Origin of the sequence: Sphingobacterium sp. WOUb80 (assembly GCF_050058145.1) — a bacterium.
Taxonomy (GTDB): Bacteria; Bacteroidota; Bacteroidia; order Sphingobacteriales; family Sphingobacteriaceae; genus Sphingobacterium.
This window is the reverse complement of the sequence record NZ_CP165617.1, coordinates 5931441-5952473: the sequence shown is the minus strand read 5'-3', so window position 1 is coordinate 5952473 and position 21033 is coordinate 5931441. Positions and strand designations below refer to the sequence as shown.

Here is a 21033-nt window from a genome sequence, read left to right as displayed (position 1 = left end):
TGTATATAAGATTGCGTATTTCAAATAATTATTAATAGTGACACTTACCACACTCAAGACCACCGATCATGGCTGCAGTCATTTTCTCACCTTTCTTAATTCTTTCGTGTGCTTTAATCAAATCTTCATAGTATTTGTTATCCGATTTGATATCTGTCTTTTTGTGACAATCAACACACCATTTCATCGTCAATGGAGAGTATTGGTATACTTCTTCCATATTTTGGATCGGACCGTGACAAGTTTGACACTCAACACCAGCTACCACAACGTGTTGTGAGTGGTTGAAGTAAGCAAAGTCAGGTAAGTTGTGGATACGAACCCATTGAATTGGTTTTGGATTGTTACCGTAAGTACGCGTATCTGGATTCCAATCCAATGCACGATAGATTTTAGCAATTTCCGGAGAAATCTCACCATCATAATGCTCTGAAGCAGTGATTGTATTGTGACAGTTCATACATACGTTGGCCGATGGAATAGACGCATTTTTAGATTTAAATGCTCCACCGTGACAGTATTGACACTCAATTTTGTTAACACCAGCGTGGATTTGGTGAGAGAACTTAATTGGCTGAACCGGCTGATAGCCTTGGTGAACACCAACGTTCCACATAGTTTTCCAACCACCGACAGCTAATAAAGCAACCAACATCAAGACTGTAAAGCCAACCAACTTCTTGTTTTTAACGAATGCTTTCGCAAACTTCACAAAACGTTGGCTATCTTCTGGCTCTTGTTGCGCAGCAATAGCTTCTTGGTTTTTAGCAATAACATTTTCTAAGGTACGGATCACACGATTCAACACCACGATAACCACAACAGCCAAAACAACAACTGCGATCAAGCCCAAAATCATGAACATAGACGCGTTATCATCTTTAGCTCCAGCACCATCTTTGCTTGGATCTTTCGGTTTCTCCTTAGAAGCATCTGTGATATACGCTAATACCGACTTGATCTGATCGTCAGACAAATCAGTAAAAGAAGTCATCACAAGCTTGTTGTTCTCTTCGAAGATTTTAACTGCATCAGCATCGCCAGACGCAATTAAAGCCTGAGAGTTCTTGATCCACTTGATTAACCAAGCTTCGTCTTTCGTCTCTGGAATCCCCTTTAAAGCAGGACCAACCACTTTTCTGTCAATCGCGTGACAGGATGTACACTTAGATTTGAAGATTTTTTCACCTTCCTTGACATCTTGCGCATGCAACGTCGTAACGGCAAATAATAGCATCAAACTCGTTGACACCACCCTCGCAAGGCTTCCCAAAACGGATGAGATAGTTCTCATATTTAGCACTTTATACTATTTATTTGTGAATGTAAAAAATTAACTCCCATGGTTAAAGGAGCCACTACCCCCTTAACAATGCCACAAAAGTATGATTTATTAACAAATCGCTGACAATTTTGTGACCTTTAATATCAATTTATAATCATTCTAAACAAATGCGTTTAAACAAGGATAAAAACCGCTTTAAGCAACTAAAGTAGTTCCATCGCTACAACTTTTCATTTGGATAGCCACTCAAATATAAGACAATTCCATGACAATGTAAAATACCCAAAATACAAGCTCCACATAGAGACAAAAAACATTTTTCGCCTTTATTTCCGTAACTTTATAAAATGAATTCAGGCTTGGCTTTGATCAGGTCTATGTCTATCATGAAAGAATCAGGAAACTGATCTTTTAGTGCAAGGGAATGAATTTAACTGCTCCAACTGGGACGTTCTTCTCATACCCTCAATAAAAACTTAATAAAACGACTATAATGGAAACAAACAAAAAATACAACCCGCTAAGTAAAGAAGAAGAATACATTATTATACATAAGGGAACCGAGCGTCCTTTTACCGGTGAGCTTTTAGACAATAAAGTCAGGGGAACTTATATCTGCCGCCGCTGTGACAGTCCTTTATATCGCTCCGAATCAAAATTTGAATCTGGCTGTGGCTGGCCAAGTTTTGATGACGAGATTCCTGGAGCCATTACACGCATTACGGATGCAGACGGTCGACGTACCGAAATCTTATGCAGCACATGTGGCGCGCATCTCGGTCATGTATTCCTTGGAGAAGGCTTTACGACAAAAAATACGCGTCACTGCGTCAATTCTATTTCGATGAAATTCGTAGCCGATACTACAAAGTAACTTTCACTTTAGTCGACTCACGAACTTTCAGTTCACAAGGCAACACCATTTTACGTGTTGCTTTTATTTTGCCCTGAAGACGAAGCAACAAAATATTGATCAGGTTTTCAGCAATGTCCTTTATCGGCTGTGAAACAACCGTGATAGAAGGTTCGACCAGCTTAAAAACCGTATGATCGTCAAAAGCAATAACTGCTGGCATCGCAAAGTTAAATGTTTTAGAGGCCTTCAAGCCCGAAATCGCCAGATAGTTTGTGGAGAACAAAACGGCATCCAGCCTATTTTCACAGATAAACTCCCGCAATAGTTCCATTGCTTCCTCATCCGAAGCATCCATCTGGATCTTTTGAATAAAACTTTGTTGCTTATTATTATCCATAGCCTTCATATAGCCATCTGAACGCTCCTTCATTTGTGTCTGATCCGAATAGAGCGATACAAACCCTATACGCCTATAGCCTTGTTGACACAAATGGTTACTGGCATCAAAGGCCCCCTGAAAATTGTCCGCACCAACATAATCCGTTTCAAGGCCTGGAAAATAACGGTCGAAGAGTACAACCGGAATATTATTCTGCTGTAACTGCTTTACGGTATCTTCCAATCCATCGGAAGGCGTAATAATAAAACCATCTACCTGCCGATCGTAAAACATCTGGATTAACTCCTTCGCTTTTTCAACGTCATTGTTGGTACTACAATAAATAATACGATAGCCCTGCTCATAGACCTTACTTTCGATCAGACGTGCTATATTCCCAAAAAAAGGATTGGAAATATCTTCGATGATCAAACCCAGAATCTTCGTCTTCCCGGTACGAAGACTTTTTGCCAATTCGTTGGGCTTATAGCCGACCTTTTTGACATAGTCCAAAACCCGCTTAGTCAAAGCCTCACTAATACGCTTTTCTTTTGCCTTATCATTCAAAATAAAGGACACAGTAGTTACAGAAATCCCCAACGCCTTTGCGATATCACTGATCAGAATACGTTTCTTCATGTAGTAGTAGTAGGTTTGTTAAGTTTTTTATTACGAAGATTACTAAAGTAAAAAATTTAACGACAATTTACTAAAATAATAATAAAATTGCGCTAAAAGGTTTTATTTACTAATTTTAAGCAGTTTTCAAATACCCGAACAAAACCTATGACAGGAAATAAACTACTCAAAACAGTGTTGGGCACAATAATTTTGCCATTTTGTGCGCAAGCCCAGCAAAATCTTACACAATATGTCAACCCCTTTATTGGGTCAGCGGATCATGGTCACGTCTTTGTTGGTGCAAACGTACCATTAGGTGCAGTACAATTAGGACCTACTCAAATTCCACAAATTTGGGACAAGTTCAACGGATGGGATTGGTGCAGTGGATACAATTACAAAAGCCAGGAAATTTTGGGTTTTACCCATACCCACCTGAGCGGAACAGGTATCGGTGACCTCAACGACCTTATGATCGTCCCGGCCAACGGAAAATTACAATTGACACCGGCAGAATTCAACAAAATGAATACAGGTTATGGTTCTTCCTTCAAAAAGGAAAATGAGGTAGCCAAACCCGGATTCTATAGTGCTTATTTAGACGATTATCAGGTACAGGCCAACTTGACGGCAACCGAGCGCGTTGGCTATCATCAATATCGTTATGAAAAAACAGATAATGCGCATATTTTGGTCGACTTAGGTTACCATATCAATTGGGATAAACCGACAGATACCTACATCAAACAGGTGAACGACTCGACCTTTGTTGGTTACCGCTTTTCAACAGGATGGGCAACTGACCAAAAATTGTATTTTGCCATCAGAACTTCCCAACCGATACAAAAAGTAAGATTTTTCGACGGTAAAGAAGAAAAATTAGGCCAAACAACATTTAAAGGACAGGCAATCAAGGCGGCTTTATTCTTCGATGCTGTTAAAAACAAAACCATCGAACTTAAAGTCGGTATTTCTCCAGTAAGCTCGACCAATGCCCTGAATAATATCAATGCAGAGATTCCAAGCTGGAATTTTGAGAAAGTAAAACAAGAAGCGGATCAACGTTGGAACAAAACCTTAAATAAGATTCAATTTGAAGCCGACAAGGATACAAAGACCATCTTCTATACGGCATTATACCATACCTACTTCGCTCCTACCATCTTCAATGATGCAAATGGCGATTACTTAGGAACCGACAAACAGGTATATGAGAAACAAGATTTTGTCAACCATACGGTATTTTCGCTTTGGGACACCTACCGTGGGCTTCACCCGCTGATGACCATCTTGGAGGATCGTAAAATCAACCAGGATTTTATCAAGACAATGTTGGCTATCTATCAACAACAAGGTAAATTGCCAATGTGGCACTTACAAGGCAATGAAACCAATACCATGGTGGGCCTACCTGCGATTCCAGTGATTGCGGATGCCTTCTTGAAAGGAATTATTGACGAGAAAGATTATCCTTTGGTCTGGGAAGCTGTTAAGACCACAGCCATGGGCAACGATCATGGCCTGAAATATGCACGTGAACTGACTTACATTCCGATCGACAGCATGCCGAATGAATCTGTAGCATGGGCATTAGAATATGCGATTGCTGACTTTGGTGCGTATAAAATTGCCGAAAAATTAGGTAAAACAGAAGACGCTGCCTATTTCAAAAAACGCTACAAACTATACGAGCAGTATTTTGACAAAGAAGTAGGTCATTTCGTCGGCAAAAAAGCCAATGGCGAGTTCCGCAGACCTTTCGACCCATTAATGGCCAAACACCGCGAGAATGACTACTGCGAAGGAAATGCATGGCAATATACCTGGTTAGTACCTCAAGATGTCAAAGGTCTGATCAATCTTTTCGGTGGTGAAGATAAATTTTTGAAAAAACTGGATTATTTTACGACCATGTCATCGGATCTTGGCGGTGAAGCCTCTCCGGATATTTCAGGACTAATCGGCCAATATGCGCAAGGTAACGAACCAAATCACCATATCCCTTACTTATATGCTTACGCTGGACAACCTTGGAAAGGTGCAGCTTTAGTCCGTAAAGCGATGACTGAGTTTTATACAAACACTCCAGCTGGTCTATGTGGTAATGATGACGTCGGACAAATGAGCGCATGGTATGTGTTCTCAGCAATGGGCTTCTATCCATTGAATGCAATGAGTGGTGTTTATGTCTTCGGATCCCCGATGATGCAACATGCGAACATCAATCTACCGAATGGCAAAACTTTAGCTATCGATGTTAAAAACCAAGGCAAAGCAAATCAATATATCAAATCGATCAAATTAAATGGCAAGCCTTACGCTAAAACGTTCATTACACATGCGCAACTTTTAGAAGGTGGACAGATGGAAATTGAGATGAGTGCTACGCCAAACAAAAACTTTGGTAAAAACAAAGCCGATTGGCCTTCAAGCATTGACAATAATTAACTGAAAAATTGTCAGTAAAACATTAATGGATTAATATTTGTTAATACCTTAATAACATATTTAAGGAGAAATAAAACATGGCAGATTTCAAAAACATCAATATACAAGATATCCCAGACGGAGGTGATAATCCAAAAGACTTCTATGAAACTTTCAAAGAGCGATTGGAAGATTTAGAAACATTTCCAAAGGACTATACGTACAAATTCATCTTACCGAAAGATCAGGACCACTTCAATCAAATCCAAAGTGTATTTGATGACACAGGTGCCCGATTTGATTTCAAGGACTCCAAAACAGGTAAGTACACTTCGATTACGGTAAACTTGAACGTAAAAGACGCCGATCAGGTGATCTACTTCTACAAAGAAGTAGCAAAGATAAAAGGTGTTATCATGTTATAAAATAACAAATGCAAATAAGGCTGTCGAATTGACAGCCTTATTTGTTTATTTACTTCAACAGCTCCTGCTTCACCAAATCCTCACATGCAAGTAGCTCTTCAATCATTACTTGATCAAATAATTCTTTAGGAACTTTCAATTTCAAAAGATAATAAATTGGACGCCCTGAGCGAATACCCGGCTTCCATTTTTTCTGCTTTCTCAGAAAATTAAAAAGCAGCCTATCTCCTGAACCACTTTCCCTATCCAATAGCGAGCCATCTTTTGCCACAAGCACCTCAAAGACATGGTCAGCATATAACGTTCTGCTCAATTGCCCTTCATTCATAGTATCTTTTAAATAGCTTAGCCAGCGAATCTTAAAATTCTCCATTCCGTCCCTTGGCTCCAGAAAAATATCAACTGCTCTAAAAATTTCTGATGTATCGCTTATTTTTGATACCTGTGCCATAACAGGGATAGATAGCAGAAATGCAAAAAAGAAACAGTATAATCGGATGGCAATTAAAAACATATAGTTAAGTTAATCAAATTTTGCGTAAAAAAAAAGCCCGCTTAAAGCGGGCTTTTCATATCATTAAAAAAAGAATAAACTTATTCTTGACCGGCACCAGCTACAGGAGCATCGCCGGCAGGTTTATCCTGCTTTGGTTTGTCTTCTTTTGGAGGACGAGGTAATAGCGCTTTACGCGAAAGCTTCATTTTACCTTGTTTGTCGATATCCAACAATTTAACCGTTACTTTATCACCTTCTTTGAAAATACCGTCCATTGTTTCAAGACGTTTCCAGTCGATTTCAGAGATGTGCAATAAACCATCTTTACCAGGCATGATTTCAACGAAAGCACCGAATGGCATAATTGATTTCACTTTACCTTCGTAAGTTTCACCAATCTCTGGTTTAGAAGCGATTGCTTTAATACGGCCTACTGCATCATCGATAGCGGCTTTATTATCTGCGAATACTTGAACAACACCTTTGTTATCAACTTCTTCGATCGAAATTGTAGCACCGGTCTCACGTTGCATCTCTTGGATAATTTTACCACCTGGTCCGATTACAGCACCAATAAATTCTTTATCGATCAACAATTGAACGATACGAGGTGCATGTGGTTTGTAGTCTTCACGTGGAGCAGAAATTGTTTTCTTCATTTCACCTAAGATGTGTAAACGCGCTTCTTTTGCTTGATCCAAAGCTTGCGTCAACACTTCCCATTTCAAACCATTGATTTTTAAGTCCATTTGACAAGCAACGATACCTTTTTCTGTACCAGTTACTTTAAAGTCCATATCACCTAAATGATCTTCATCACCTAAGATATCCGATAAGATCGCATACTTACCTGTTTTCTCATCAGAAATCAATCCCATAGCAATACCTGAAACTGGCGCTTTCAATTTCACACCCGCATCCAAAAGTGCTAATGTACCAGCACATACCGTAGCCATTGAAGAAGATCCATTTGATTCCAGGATATCAGAAACAACACGGATAGTATATGGATTTTCACTGTCTGCAGGAAGTACCTGTTTCAATGAACGCATAGCCAAGTTACCGTGACCAACTTCACGACGACCTGGACCTCTATTAGGTCTTACCTCACCTGTAGAGAATGCCGGGAAGTTGTAGTGAAGAATAAATTTGTTATAACCGTTGATAAAAGCACCATCAATCATTTGCTCATCGTCTTTAGCGCCTAAAGTAACCGAAGTCAATGATTGTGTTTCACCACGTGTGAATACAGCCGAACCGTGTGCAGCAGGCAAGTAATCCACTTCAGACCAGATCGGACGTACAGTACGTACATCACGGCCATCTAAACGCATACCTTCATCCAAAACCAGGTTACGGACAGCATCATACTGAACATCGTGGAAATATTTTTTGAATAAAAATGCCGTATCATCATCCAATTCCTCTGGCATTGTTGCTCTGTACTCTTCCGCGATTTTTGCGAAGTTCTCAGAACGGTCATGTTTTGCAGAAGCAGATTTTGCAATAGCATAAACCTTATCGTATGTAGCTGCAAAAATAGCATCTCTCAATTCAAGGTTTTCAGGCTCATGGTTATACTCACGCTTAACAGTTTTACCAACTAAATTAGCCAGCTCTACTTGAGCAGCAACTTGTTTTTTGATAGCTTCATGAGCAAAGGCAATTGCTTCTACCATTTCCGCTTCAGAAATCTCTTTCGCTTCACCTTCAACCATACCGATATCTTGTGCAGAACCAGCAACAATAAACTCTAAAGTTGCATTTTCAAGCTCAGACAATTTTGGGTTGATGACCAACTGACCGTCAATTTTCGCAACACGGACTTCAGAAATTGGTCCATTGAAAGGAATATCAGACACAGCAATAGCTGCAGAAGCAGCCAAACCTGCTAAAGCGTCAGGCATAATATCTTTATCGGCAGAGATCAAGCTAATTGCCACTTGTGTATCTGCGTGATAGTTTTCAGGGAACAAAGGACGTAATGCACGGTCTACCAAACGTGAGATCAAGACCTCATAATCTGACAATCTAGCCTCGCGACGTAAGAAACCTCCTGGAATACGGCCTGTTGCCGCATATTTTTCTTGATAATCTACTGACAGAGGTAAAAAATCAACACCAGATTTAGCTTCTTTAGCTGAAACAACCGTTGCAAGCAACATCGTATCACCTTGTTTTAATACTACAGCACCATCAGCCTGTTTTGCTAATTTCCCTGTAGACAATTCGATCTGGGTGCCATTACCCATATCGATGGTTGTTTTAATTTCGTTGTAATTCATTTAATCTTGTTTGTGACATGCTTTTCATCTTGTTGGCAGCATGCCAATATTTTAAATACATTAGATTTCAGCACAAAGGTAAATTAAAATATTAAGATTAATGCAATTAACGACAGGCTAAATCATCAAACCATCGGAACAACTGCTTCAAAAAAACACTAACTCTTTCAACAACGTAGTTCGGATGCAAAAAAGTTCCGCAGTAAAACAAGTTTTATTTGATATCATTTTCATACTTTGTTCGGTGCTTGTTCGGTACTTGTTCGGTGCTTCTTCGGAGCTTGTTCGGTTGGAAGCGAATAAATAGCGACTAAGCTCCGAAGAAAAAGCGATTATATTACGACTAAATGGCGAAATTAAAGTAGGGAAGAGCCGACACTATCCACCCTCATGGCTCAAGGGCGTTCAGAACATAAAGCTCCCGTTCTGACGCGAAAAATCGGATAATATAGCAGACAAAATAAGCACAACAAAACCTTCATGACTTCGCAGATATCAACAGTAATGAAAATGAACTGAAAGTTCTCTCTGACCAATAACATCGGACACTTTCAAAAAAAAAGCCATCCAAAAATTGGATGGCTTTCTTAACACCTTTGTGTAAAAGCTTATTTGATAATATCACGTAAACCTAGACCTTTAATGATCGCACGGTAACGGTTGATATCTTTTTTGTAAAGATAAGCTAATAATGAACGACGTTTACCTACCAACATTTGTAGGGCACGTTGTGTACCGAAATCTTTTCTGTTTTTTTTCAAGTGCTCAGTTAAGTGAGCAATTCTCTTAGTGAATAAAGCAACTTGACCTTCAGTAGATCCTGTGTTTGTAGCTGATCCAGCAAATTCTGCGAAGATATCAGCTTTGTATTCTTTACTTAAATACATTTCCTGAATAATATTAAAGCGTTAAAAATTTTATTAATTGGCTGCAAAGATAGCAAAAATCTTTGGTTGCCAAAATAATTTAATATGCAAAGGTTCAGATACCGTTACACCTTTACATAGATTTTCTTCTTATCCAACCAATAGCAGATTACCCACATTAAAGTCAGAAAACATAAGGAATAAACAAAAGAACCTACTTCAGGTATCCCAGGTACTTTCGCACAAACGTATTTATAGAACCAGGCAAAAGCGTCGAGGTATTTTTGCGTACCATCTTCTTTTACACCATCAGGAATACGGAACAACCCTAGGAAGCGCGGCAGGATACCGCTCAATACAAAGATGAACAATGGATTTTTACCAAAAACATCAAAAAACTGTGTCAATTTATTTTTGACACCCTGCACTTCAATAAACCAGATCATACCACCTATAGTCATTGTCGCCAAACCTGTTGTATAAAGCACATAGGAACTTGTCCAGATCTTTTTATTAATCGGGAAACCCAAAGCCCATATCCAAGCCAATACGACCAAAATAAATCCAGTCACAAACATCCCTGCCAATAATTTAAAATGGGGTTCATTAGACGCAGGCACCTTCGTCCACAACCAATCCACCTGACCTTGTTTTTTAATAAACACACCAACCAAATAGCCAAAAACCACCTGAACGATCGTTGGTAAGGTACTCATCAGGCCTTCAGGGTCAAAGGGTACCCCCTCACCTTTGTAAACATGCGGTAAACCTAGAATGGCAATATCATACTTTGTTCCGAACCAGCCTTCCAAGCTATAAGGATCTGCTCCTCCAGCTATTGCACATATTGCCCAATATAACAAGAGAATAACCGCCGAGATCCAGATAATGGTTTTCTCTTTAAAATAGTACGCTAAAATCGAAGCAAAGCAGTAAGCAACAGCGATGCGTTGGAGTACACCAAAAATCCGAATTCCTCGGCTCGGATCAGTTCCGTCCACCCATTGTTTAAATACCAGCTCCGCACCATCCCATTTCACAAAAGGCCACCAATTAATGAAAAGCCCAATGGCAAAAATCAAGATCGTCCGTTTAATTACTTTCTGCCAGAATACGGCGGGACCAGCCTCCTGTAAACGAGGTATAACAAAGGACATGGCATTACCAACTGCGAAAAGAAAAAAAGGAAAAACAAGGTCTGTAGGTGAGCATCCATGCCATGCTGCATGTTTTAGCGGTGCAAACATATGAGCCCATGTCCCCGGATTATTTACCATAATCATCAGTGCCACAGTAGCCCCACGAAAGACATCCAAGGAGTAATAGCGTTGTTTCATAATCAGATACTATAATTAAGAGGTAAATATAAGGTATTTGATATTCATTTTTATGCCTAATCCATAATTTAATGGCACAAACAGGAAAGACAAGTGATAACATTGTTACACCAGCAAGCGTTTGCATCGATTTAAGGGTTAATAATCAACAACTTTTTAAATATTTTTAAAAAGTATTTGGAACTTAATTCTAAATATTTAATTTTATCCAACAACTTTTATACTAACCATATTTTGTTGTTTAAATGAAAGCTTCAGAAATATCCGTCTGATCAGCAAAAAAAATTATTAACGAAAGTACCTTAGATTAACAGTGAACATCAGGTGTAATCCCATGGATTTGCCCATCACTAAACAACTTTATTAACCTTAAATAATAGAAAATGAGTGTCTTTTACAAAAAAAGTGCGGGCTTAGCCCTATGCACGCTGTTTAGCGCAACATCCCTCTATGCGCAACAAACTCTCACAGGAACGGTGAGAGATGCTAATGGGCCTATTTCCGGAGCCACTGTGGCAATAAAAGGAACAGATCGCGGAACTCAGACGAAAACAAATGGAACATTTTCGATTAAAGTATCACAAGGAGAAACCTTGCGTGTATCAATGGTCGGATATCGGCAACAGGAAATCAAAATCGGAACCTCAAACACATTAGACATCGTTTTAATTGAAGATGCATCTTCCTTAGACGAGGTTATTGTCACAGCAATGGGGGTGAAAAAAGAAAAAAGGTCGCTCGGATATGCAAGTACCACAATCTCAACAGAAGACCTAGCGGATAAGGGCTCGGCTATGAATGCGTTGACTTCTATGTATGGTACAGTTCCTGGGTTAAAACTAAATCTAACGGCAATGGGTCCTGGGGGAGGTATAAACGTAAACATTAGAAATGCAGTCGCATTTTCCGAAAGTTCAAATGTAAGACCATTATTTGTAATCGATGGAATTCCAATGTTGGACTGGCAAACCGATATTAATAGAAATCCAGGAAATGGCCTCAACGATCTTAATATGGACGACATTCAATCCTTTGAGGTGCTTCGAGGAGCAAAAGCCTCTTTATTATATGGCTCACAAGGAGCAAATGGAGTTATTTTGATCACTTCAAAAGCAGGAAGGAAAAGACCCGGATATGGAATCGATGTAAATTTATCACATCAATTTGACAGTCCATGGATATTACAGGAGCTCCAAAATGAATTTGGCTCAGGATATCCAGTTGGTTGGGGTTCATATGGAAATAATTACACTGAATACGGTTTTTATAAGAGAAATAACCAAGCCGCTTATGCGCCTGTAACGTACAATTTCGGTCCAAGGTTTAATGGTGAAGAAATATTATATTATGATAATACGATGAAACCATATGTAGCCCAACCTGACAATATTCGTGATCTCTATAGGAACGGCTACACTTCTACTGCAAACGTATCAATACAGGGCGGAGGATCACAAGGTGGTTATCGATTAGCTTATACAAATAAAAACTATAAAGGAATCTTTGAGGGCTTTAATATTAAAGAGAATAAAGTAACCTTCAATGGCAATATGAGCTTGACTGATAATGTAAACCTCCAATTGGTTTCTACCTACAGCAATAGCTTTAACCACAACCCTCCTAATCAAAATCAAGACGCCTTCGTTACCTATGGTGTTCCACGAAATTTAGATGTAAAAGAATTAAGAAACCAGATTATTGACCCAGAGACTGGTTACTTCTTTTGGTATATGAACAATATTCAGTCACAATATGTTTCTGGAAGCATTGTAAGAGAGAATCTAGCAAAAAACTATTTGTATAGCCAACAAAAAGACAAATACGACAATAACAGAAACCACTTCACAAATTCATTAAATCTTGATATAAAAATAAATAAAAACCTTAGCTTAAGTAGCATCGGTGGGTTTGACTGGATCATTAATGACTATAACACCTACGAAACTCTAAGAAGACCTTTATCCCAAGGGACCGGAGGAAGTGCTGGACTTAGAACACAACAAGATATTCGCTGGAATGCCCAAACGATGCTCCGCTACGAAAAAGACTTAACTCCAAACTGGAATGTTTCAAGTTTTATTGGCGGTGTTTATCAATCCTCGTCTTTCAGAATGTTATCGAGAACAACAAATGGAGGGTTCATCACTGCAGATTGGGAGTCTCTAAAAAATTCAAAAAACGATTTGAGATATAGCGATTCAAAAATCGGATCCGACGTTCTATACGGTCTATTTGCCTCCGCCCAGTTCAGCTATAAAAACAGGTTATTTTTGGATTTACAAGGTCGAAATGACTGGTCTTCTATCCTCCCGCCATCAAACAATTCGTATTTCTACCCTGGAGCAAGCGCATCCTGGATATTTTCTGAGAGCTTAAATGTTCCTGAATGGCTTAATATGGGAAAGGTGAGAGCTTCTTGGGCTGATGTTGGTAGACCTGGGGCAAGATACTTCGGCAATAACGTATATGCAATTGGATCATATGATAATGCTATTTACTATAGTGCAAGTAGTACAATCCCTCCATCCAATCTCAAACCAGAAAGAAAACGTGAATTTGAAATAGGATTTGACACAAAATTCCTAAAATCTAGGGTAGGCTTAGAATTTAGTTATTTTACAAGTAATAATTACAACCAAATAATGCCATTAAGTGTGGCTTCATCAACTGGATACACCAATATAGGGATTAATGCAGGTAAAGTTTCTACAACAGGATACGAATTTGCTTTAACAGGTACACCTATAAAAAGTAAGGATTTCTCTTGGGATATTATTATTAATGGATCGGCCTCCAAGCCCATGGTTAAAGAGCTGGATAAAGGTATAACAACTCAAAATCTCTGGGGAGCAAGTGGTTCCCGTATTGTTGCACAAGCAAATCAACCCTACGGTCAGATTTTAGTGAAACCGTATGCTGTAACCGAAAACGGCGAACGACTTGTAAATAACGACGGAACCTACTATACTGATCCTACTAAAGACAAAGTTGTTGGGAAAATAACACCAGATTTTATTGGAGGTTTAATCAATAACTTCTCTTATAAGGGATTAACTCTTGGATTGAATTTCGACGCTTCCTTTGGCAGCACTTTAATATCGCAAACAAACATGTACTTAATTGGTAATGGTAGTAGTAAAGAGACAATCGCGGGAAGGGATGAAGCAAGTGGAGGGCTTCCTTATTACATCAATAATAGTGGTTCATATATTGGCTTACCATCCCATAATTCAACACTACCTGGAGACTCCAAATACCCTATGATATTCCATGACGGCGTCATCCTACCAGGTATAAAACAAGATGGTACTCCTAATGACAAAATTATCAATGCGGCAGACAAATATGGTTATTTTTGGCAATCATTTATGGATATTCAAGAAGATGTTGTCTATAAAAACGACTATATAAAACTTAGAAATATCACATTATCATATGCATTGCCAAAGTCAATCACTTCTAAGATGAAATTTGAGAGATTGGTTGTTTCCGCATTTATGAATAACGTTGGTTACATACACCGCACAATGCCCAATGTAGATCCTGAATCAAATAACGGAACAAATGTCTTCTATGAAAACAATGCATTTCCTTCAACACGTAGCTACGGACTAAGTTTAAGAGCTTCATTCTAAAAAAATATAACATGAAAAAATATATAACAATACTTTCCAAACTGTTTTTTTCATCAGTTCTTTTGACCACAATATCATGTCAAAAAACACTAGAAGAAAAATTTCTCGATCCAGATGGATTTACACAACCTACAGTGCAAGGATTTATGGCTGATGGTCTTCAAAGATTAGGAACTTTCAGAACAGATTATGGAGCCTTGTACCATACATTTCCTGTATTTAATAGGATGTTAGGCACGGGTGGTTTCTCGAATGATGGTGTTACCAACACTTTTTCCTGGGGCCATAATCCATTTGAATCCTCCTTTGATCGCATGAGGTCACTAAATGAGCTTGATCTAAGATATGATGCCATGTCAGACCAAGATAAACAAACATACTTACCATATAAAGTTGTATCGGATGTCGTAAAAAGCTACATATTTTATAAGCTTACTGAAACACATAATAGCATACCCTATTCTGAAGCCCTACAGGGAAAAGGAAACAATTTCTTTCCAAAATTTGATAAGCAAGAAGATGTATATGCTGGAGTCTTGAACAAATTAGAAGATGCCTACAACAAATTTTCTAATTATACACTTGGAACTTCTTCGCCAGAGAAAGACTTCCCTTCGTTTGATATACTCCTGAAAGGAGATATTGGCAAATGGAAGATCCTTATTAATAGTTTACGTTTACGTATCGCACTTAGACACACAAACACAAACCCACAATTGGCAAAAGCTGTTATTCAAAAAGTATTAACTACATCTGTATATGCTAATTCAGCGGAAAATAGCATTCAATATTCAGATAAAAATACTGATAGAGCTCTGGAGTACCTTATAAACCGTGCCATGCAAGAACAAAGAAGTTCATTTTTTGCTCCAGCAGAAATGATAGCTTTACTTACTCCCGATAACACACATACCGATCCCAGACTTTATGTATTATTTCAACCTGATCTTTTTGGGAAGTATAGCGCAATTCAAAAAGAAGGCCCTTATTCTAAAGAATATAGTGCATCTATCACAACGACTGATCTAACAAAAACATATCCATCTCTGTACAATCGGACCACGTTTGAACAAAATCCAGGCTTACCAAGTCAGATAATCACTTCTACAGAAGTCAAACTGATCCTATCCGAAGCCGCACTAAGATGGCCTGACCTAAATTTAAATGCAACAACACTGTTCAAAGAGGCTATCAAAGAATCTATAGACAAGTATTATCTGATCAACAAGGCAAATACAACAGCTTATGCTGGAAAAATTACAGAATCCCAAGTAGCAGCGCCAACTCCACAGGCTATCACAAATTATGTGGATTATATAGGCAGCAAATTTGCCCAGGCATCAGATCTTGAAAAGAAAGGAATGATATATGATCAGAAATTTATAGATTTCAATGTAGTTAATCCTTTTGACCTTTGGAGTGAGACAAGACGATTAATCAAAGAGCTGGGTGCCAGGGTGATCAAAAAACCAACAAACATCCGTTTTATGGAACGTACAATTTATCCGACTTCAGAGTCAACAAATAATAGTAAAAATTTTACTGAAGTAGCAAAAGATAATAATTATACGTCGCCAGTCTGGTTTTCGGGCAGAACAGAAGCTTATAAATAGATGTAATTCATACTAAAAATAATTTGTTTAAATGCCCTCAAAATTTGAGGGCATTTTTTCTAACCTTGCATCAAATTTAATGAAAAATTGATACACCTTTTTAAAGTATTTTAAAAAGTATTTTGAACTTATGATAAAAATACGTTATCTTTATCATACAATTATAACCATTTCTGTCACTAGCCAATTTTACCAAATGAAAGCTGACATACTAAGATTATTATACTATAATGAGAGGCAATCGATTGCAGAGATCTCAAAATACCTATCTAAAAGCACACCTATTGTCACAAAAACAGTTAATGAGCTTGTTAAAGAAGGTCTAATCCTTGATAATGGTCTTGGAGAGTCTACGGGGGGGAGACGCGCATCTCAATATGGATTAAACAATACCCTTCCCTACTTAATCGCTAGCATAGCAATAGATCAACGATATAGTTCCTTTACGATTTCAGATCTAGCGCAAAATATTATTGTGCAGCAGAAAGATGTCGCTATCGATCTGAAAGAGCAAGATGCTGGTGAATTGATTCTAAAGCATCTGGAAGATATTATAGCTACAAATCAAATAAAAACACAGCATATTATTGGTGTGGGTATCAGTATGCCGGGGTTCGTCAATCCTGAAGAAAAAATTAATGATTCGTACCCCAAAAACTCTTCACTCCATCACCTCTACAAACAAATTGAAGAAAAACTAAGAATTAATACCGTCATTGACAACGATTCGAGGTGTATCGCATGGGCCGAAAAAGAGTTTGGACATGGAGTCGATATCGCGCACACCCTAGTCATCAATCTTAACTGGGGCGTCGGCCTTGGAATCATCATTAACGGCGAAATTTTTAAAGGTGCTACCGGATTTGCCGGAGAATTTAGTCACATTCCACTGTCAGACAAAAACACGTTATGCTCATGTGGCAAACGAGGATGCCTAGAAGTCGAAGCTTCTTTAAATGCCGCCATACAAAACACAGAAACCGATATCGAAAATGGCGAATACTCTATCTATTCCACTTTTGCAAAAGTAAGCCAAAATAAATCCGATGCGCTAATTGAAGCCGCTAAACTTGGCGACCAGATTGCCATTAACAACCTCGGAAAAATTGGTTATATGCTGGGCAAAGGAATCTCAACATTACTTCATATCCTCAATCCGAACAAAATAATTATCAGTGGACGTGGTGCTGAAGTGGGAGATATTATAGCGCCTCAGATACAAGTTGCCATCAATGAATTCAGCATACCAAAAATAGCGAAGATGACAGCCATTGAAATATCTTCACTTCATAAAAATGCACAGCAAATGGGGACTGCTGCCTTGGTAGCAGAGCACCTGATCGATAACATTATAAACTAAATCAATTCATATAACACCTATTCTATGAGTCTATTTCACAAAAAAGCTGCAGGAATAGCGTTAGGCACTCTCTTTAGTGTCACATCGCTATACGCACAGCAATCTCTCACCGGCACGGTAAGGGATGCAAACGGACCTATCGCTGGAGTCTCCGTTTCAGTAAAGGGGTCAAACCGGGCAACACAAACCAATGACAACGGTACTTTTTCCATTAGCGCAAGCAAAGGTGAAACATTGCGTATCTCAAGAGTCGGTTACCGATCCCAGGAAATAACAATAGGATCGAATACTGTATTAGACATTAACTTATCCAACGAAGATGCTGTATTGGACGAAGTAATTGTTACAGCATTGGGCATAAAAAGAGAAGCTAAATCACTTGGTTATTCGGCTCAAAAAGTGAATGCAGCAGATATCATGAAATCCTCACCGCCTGACCTAACTTCAGGACTAATGGGGAAATCTGCGGGGTTAAATATCACCAGTTCAAATGGTATACAGGGAAACTCTCAACGGGTCGTTATTCGAGGGAATAATAGTATTCTTGGAAACAACCAAGCTTTGATTGTAATAGATGGTATCCAAATAGACAATAGTCCGCTTGGTGGGCAACAGTCAAAGGTAGGGCAAGAAAGCCTTGAAAATCAAAAAGACTGGGGATCATTTCTCAACTCGCTAAACCCAGATGATATTCAAGAAGTCACGGTCCTAAAAGGAGCAACTGCTGCCGCGTTATATGGTTCTAAGGGGGCAAACGGCGTATTATTAATTACAACCAAAAAAGGTGATAGCAGAAAAGGACTTGGGATAGATTACAATTTCAGCACCTTATTATCGAACCCGTACCGATATTCAGACGTACAGAATAAATATGGTATGGGGCTGTCAAGCGCCATGTGGAGTGCTGACAATAAATTCAGAAAAACAACAGACGGCCAAAATAGATTTCCAGACCCTTGGTCAGATTTATATACGGATATACCTGGAGGATTTCAAGCTTACGATATGTTCAGCTGGTTTGGACGCGGAGTATCTTGGGGTCCAGAACTGGATGGAACAGAGATACTGTGGTGGGATGGAAAAGTTAGAAAATGGGATCCACAGCCCGACAATAGAAAAGCATTCTATCGCACAGGCAGTACCACCACCCATAATGCTTCTTTCAGTAAAACTGGAGACTTTGGAAGCTTTCGGTTTGGCTACACAAGGCTAGATAATAAGGCAATCTTAAAAAACAGTGATTATCAACAAAATAACTTCAATCTTGGTTCGAGTATCAATATATCGAATAAGCTCAAGTCGGAAGTTACCGTAAGCTACAACGATTACGAGAGAAAAAATGCACCTGATCTTGGACAAGATTTTAGCTGGGGAACATTTTCATCCTACAACATGTCTCGCGAATACAAACCTCTCGAGTTTGATATTTATAAAAATGCGGACGGAAGCAAAGCGGACTTAACAGCTCTATCTGTTGCTGGAGGCTACCCCTACCAAAACAACTATAATCAGCATCTGTTCTGGCACCTCCTTGAACAAAACCAATACATGAAAAGAAATCAACTATTGGGATCAGTGAAACTATCTGCCGAAGTAACACCTTGGTTCAATATGTCAGGAAGAGCTTCCATCGTAAATGCGAATACAACGGTAGAAAGCAAGTACACGCCTGTGGATGCTGCCGGACTACAAGGACAATATGGATTGGAAACCATCAAAAATCAAGACGTCAATCTGGAAGCATTCGGGACCTTCCATAAAGACAAACTTTTCAATGATGATTTTTCAGGAAGCCTGATGATCGGAGGATCTTCATTAAGAAGCAGAATGACCAACGTGAGCGCATGGAATAGTGGTGAGAAAGATGCAACTTATGGACAGTCTAGTCAATATCCATGGATTATCCCAAACAAGTACTTTCTGGCCAACACATCCTATCAAGGTCTATATGCTGCTCCAATTGAAACATGGGCAAACTATAATATAAATTCCTTATTTGGAATCCTTGACCTGTCTTACAAGAATTATCTATTCTTACAGGTAACTGGTCGAAATGACTGGTCATCAACATTACCAATTAAAAATGCCTCGTATTTTTATCCGTCTACAAGCCTAAGTTTTGTATTTACAGATGCATTCCAAAACCTAAAAACAGATTGGTTTAACTATGGTAAATTAAAGGCTTCAATAGCAGGAAGTGCTAATGGAACGGATGCTTATCTAGCCAACTATACGTATAACCCCTACGTAATATCCAACTATATAAATGGTCAGGCTCCTTCAACTTTTGGAGGAATGCCAATCCGAAGTTACAAAACAGATCTTCCACCTGCAGATGAATTAAAACCTCAAAGAAACACCAGTCAAGAATTTGGCGTTGAATTGGGCTTCTTCAAAAGCCGGTTAAATGTTGAATTTACTTATTACTCGACACGAAGTAAAGATCAAATCCTTTCCAGCTCCCTTGCTGGTTCGGCAGGAGCAACCAAAGTCAGATTTAATACAGGAGAATTATCAAATAAAGGGATCGAGTTTATTGTCCGCGCAACTCCTATCAGAAATTCCAATTTCAACTGGGATATCGCCTTAAACGGGGCACATAATAAAAACAAGGTCATCTCATTAGCTGACGGAATTGACATTTTCCCGTTACAGGATCTTTGGGGTAATAACGGCGTCAGAATGTATGCTAAAGCAGGAGAAGACTACGGTACCATATATGGCTATGATTATACTTACAAAAACGGCCAAAAAGTTGTAGAGGCGATTCACGAGAATAATGATGCGTCCAAGCCTGTTGTAGGAACACGGTATGTAACAACGGATGATCTTGTTCCTATCGGCAATGCAATGCCAAAATTGACTGGGGGTTTATCAAACACATTCCGCTACAAAAATTTCAGTTTATACTTTCTATCAGACTTTAAACTAGGAGGTCAAATCTATTCAGCAGATTACGCAGCGTCAATGGCCAACGGAACAGCTCCAGAAACCCTGCTTGAAAGAGAGGGTGGCGGACTTCCCTTTACCTATCCTGATGGCTCGAAGGCAAATCATGGTGTGATACTCGACGGTGTCTTCGCTGACGGAACACAAAATACTGATGTTGTCCATTACATGTACAAATATGCAGGCCAATATGGCGCTTGGTCGCATGTAAAAATGCCACGGAGTAATGCTGTTTTTGATAATACATGGATTAAACTTAGAGAATTAACTTTCACCTATTCAATTCCGGGGAAAGTGCTGGACAAAACGGGCTTTATCCAAAATTTAGATGTGTCTCTTATTGGCAGAAATCTTTTCTATTTCTATTCTAGCCTTCCTAACAATCTTAATCCGGAAGCAATCAACGGTATTGGAAATGCGCAGGGAATCCAATGGGCGCAATACCCTGGTACAAGGGAGTATGGAGTATCATTAAAGGTGAAATTTTAAACAATACAAC

13 protein-coding genes are annotated in these 21033 nt (G+C 38.9%); 7 read left to right on the top strand and 6 right to left on the bottom strand.

The window, feature by feature from the left end; genetic code table 11:
* Positions 1-31: 31 nt before the first annotated feature.
* Positions 32-1294 carry a cytochrome c3 family protein gene (locus AB1Z56_RS24570; protein WP_426790416.1) on the bottom strand — a complete coding sequence of 421 codons (1263 nt, stop codon included), beginning with the start codon at positions 1292-1294 and terminating at the stop codon, positions 32-34.
* A 484-nt stretch (positions 1295-1778) separates the two neighbouring features.
* On the opposite strand from AB1Z56_RS24570, the gene AB1Z56_RS24565 reads away from it, so the two are divergent.
* Complete coding sequence (locus tag AB1Z56_RS24565; protein ID WP_426790415.1) at positions 1779-2159, top strand: methionine-R-sulfoxide reductase; 381 nt, start codon at positions 1779-1781, stop codon at positions 2157-2159.
* On the opposite strand, the gene AB1Z56_RS24560 is transcribed toward AB1Z56_RS24565, so the two are convergent.
* Positions 2149-3159: a LacI family DNA-binding transcriptional regulator gene (locus AB1Z56_RS24560; RefSeq protein WP_426790414.1), complete on the bottom strand. Its 1011-nt coding sequence runs from the start codon at positions 3157-3159 to the stop codon at positions 2149-2151. The genes AB1Z56_RS24565 and AB1Z56_RS24560 overlap by 11 nt on opposite strands.
* A 147-nt stretch (positions 3160-3306) precedes the next feature.
* Here AB1Z56_RS24560 and AB1Z56_RS24555 point away from each other — a divergent pair, with 147 nt between their 5' ends.
* Positions 3307-5589, top strand: coding sequence for a GH92 family glycosyl hydrolase (locus AB1Z56_RS24555; protein WP_426790413.1), 2283 nt, complete (start codon positions 3307-3309; stop codon positions 5587-5589).
* 77 nt (positions 5590-5666) lie between these two features.
* A complete protein-coding gene (locus AB1Z56_RS24550) occupies positions 5667-5993 on the top strand; it encodes a DUF493 domain-containing protein (RefSeq protein ID WP_209578665.1) in 327 nt (108 codons plus the stop codon).
* Between the two features lie 49 nt (positions 5994-6042).
* Here the strand turns inward: AB1Z56_RS24550 and AB1Z56_RS24545 are convergent, their stop codons facing one another.
* From AB1Z56_RS24545 to AB1Z56_RS24530, 4 genes are all read right to left on the bottom strand, one after another.
* Positions 6043-6444, bottom strand: a complete 402-nt coding sequence (locus AB1Z56_RS24545) for a hypothetical protein (protein WP_426790412.1) — start codon at positions 6442-6444, stop codon at positions 6043-6045.
* Between the two features lie 143 nt (positions 6445-6587).
* A complete protein-coding gene (gene pnp, locus AB1Z56_RS24540) occupies positions 6588-8774 on the bottom strand; it encodes a polyribonucleotide nucleotidyltransferase (protein ID WP_426790411.1) in 2187 nt (728 codons plus the stop codon).
* A 608-nt stretch (positions 8775-9382) separates the two neighbouring features.
* On the bottom strand, positions 9383-9661 hold the full coding sequence (rpsO, locus tag AB1Z56_RS24535; RefSeq protein WP_046674145.1) for a 30S ribosomal protein S15: 279 nt from the start codon (positions 9659-9661) through the stop codon (positions 9383-9385).
* A 104-nt stretch (positions 9662-9765) separates the two neighbouring features.
* A complete protein-coding gene (locus AB1Z56_RS24530) occupies positions 9766-10977 on the bottom strand; it encodes an acyltransferase family protein (protein WP_426790410.1) in 1212 nt (403 codons plus the stop codon).
* Positions 10978-11360: 383 nt separating this feature from the next.
* Between AB1Z56_RS24530 and AB1Z56_RS24525 the strand changes: the two genes are divergently transcribed.
* The 4 genes from AB1Z56_RS24525 to AB1Z56_RS24510 all read left to right on the top strand — a co-directional run bounded on the left by AB1Z56_RS24525 (position 11361) and on the right by AB1Z56_RS24510 (position 21023).
* A complete protein-coding gene (locus tag AB1Z56_RS24525) occupies positions 11361-14612 on the top strand; it encodes a SusC/RagA family TonB-linked outer membrane protein (RefSeq protein ID WP_426790409.1) in 3252 nt (1083 codons plus the stop codon).
* Positions 14613-14623: 11 nt separating this feature from the next.
* A complete protein-coding gene (locus AB1Z56_RS24520) occupies positions 14624-16225 on the top strand; it encodes a SusD/RagB family nutrient-binding outer membrane lipoprotein (protein ID WP_426790408.1) in 1602 nt (533 codons plus the stop codon).
* Positions 16226-16421: 196 nt separating this feature from the next.
* Positions 16422-17585: an ROK family transcriptional regulator gene (locus AB1Z56_RS24515; protein ID WP_426790407.1), complete on the top strand. Its 1164-nt coding sequence runs from the start codon at positions 16422-16424 to the stop codon at positions 17583-17585.
* A gap of 24 nt (positions 17586-17609) precedes the next feature.
* The gene (locus AB1Z56_RS24510; RefSeq protein WP_426790406.1) at positions 17610-21023 is read left to right on the top strand and encodes a SusC/RagA family TonB-linked outer membrane protein; all 3414 of its coding nucleotides are present in this window, start codon (positions 17610-17612) and stop codon (positions 21021-21023) included.
* Positions 21024-21033: the final 10 nt, after the last annotated feature.

Bases quoted from the DNA above. Each gene is read 5' to 3' on its own strand.
- AB1Z56_RS24570 (WP_426790416.1), bottom strand. From the start codon at position 1,294: ATGAGAACTATCTCATCCGTTTTGGGAAGCCTTGCGAGGGTGGTGTCA.
- AB1Z56_RS24565 (WP_426790415.1), top strand. From the start codon at position 1,779: ATGGAAACAAACAAAAAATACAACCCGCTAAGTAAAGAAGAAGAATAC.
- AB1Z56_RS24560 (WP_426790414.1), bottom strand. From the start codon at position 3,159: ATGAAGAAACGTATTCTGATCAGTGATATCGCAAAGGCGTTGGGGATT.
- AB1Z56_RS24555 (WP_426790413.1), top strand. From the start codon at position 3,307: ATGACAGGAAATAAACTACTCAAAACAGTGTTGGGCACAATAATTTTG.
- AB1Z56_RS24550 (WP_209578665.1), top strand. From the start codon at position 5,667: ATGGCAGATTTCAAAAACATCAATATACAAGATATCCCAGACGGAGGT.
- AB1Z56_RS24545 (WP_426790412.1), bottom strand. From the start codon at position 6,444: ATGGCACAGGTATCAAAAATAAGCGATACATCAGAAATTTTTAGAGCA.
- pnp (WP_426790411.1), bottom strand. From the start codon at position 8,774: ATGAATTACAACGAAATTAAAACAACCATCGATATGGGTAATGGCACC.
- rpsO (WP_046674145.1), bottom strand. From the start codon at position 9,661: ATGTATTTAAGTAAAGAATACAAAGCTGATATCTTCGCAGAATTTGCT.
- AB1Z56_RS24530 (WP_426790410.1), bottom strand. From the start codon at position 10,977: ATGAAACAACGCTATTACTCCTTGGATGTCTTTCGTGGGGCTACTGTG.
- AB1Z56_RS24525 (WP_426790409.1), top strand. From the start codon at position 11,361: ATGAGTGTCTTTTACAAAAAAAGTGCGGGCTTAGCCCTATGCACGCTG.
- AB1Z56_RS24520 (WP_426790408.1), top strand. From the start codon at position 14,624: ATGAAAAAATATATAACAATACTTTCCAAACTGTTTTTTTCATCAGTT.
- AB1Z56_RS24515 (WP_426790407.1), top strand. From the start codon at position 16,422: ATGAAAGCTGACATACTAAGATTATTATACTATAATGAGAGGCAATCG.
- AB1Z56_RS24510 (WP_426790406.1), top strand. From the start codon at position 17,610: ATGAGTCTATTTCACAAAAAAGCTGCAGGAATAGCGTTAGGCACTCTC.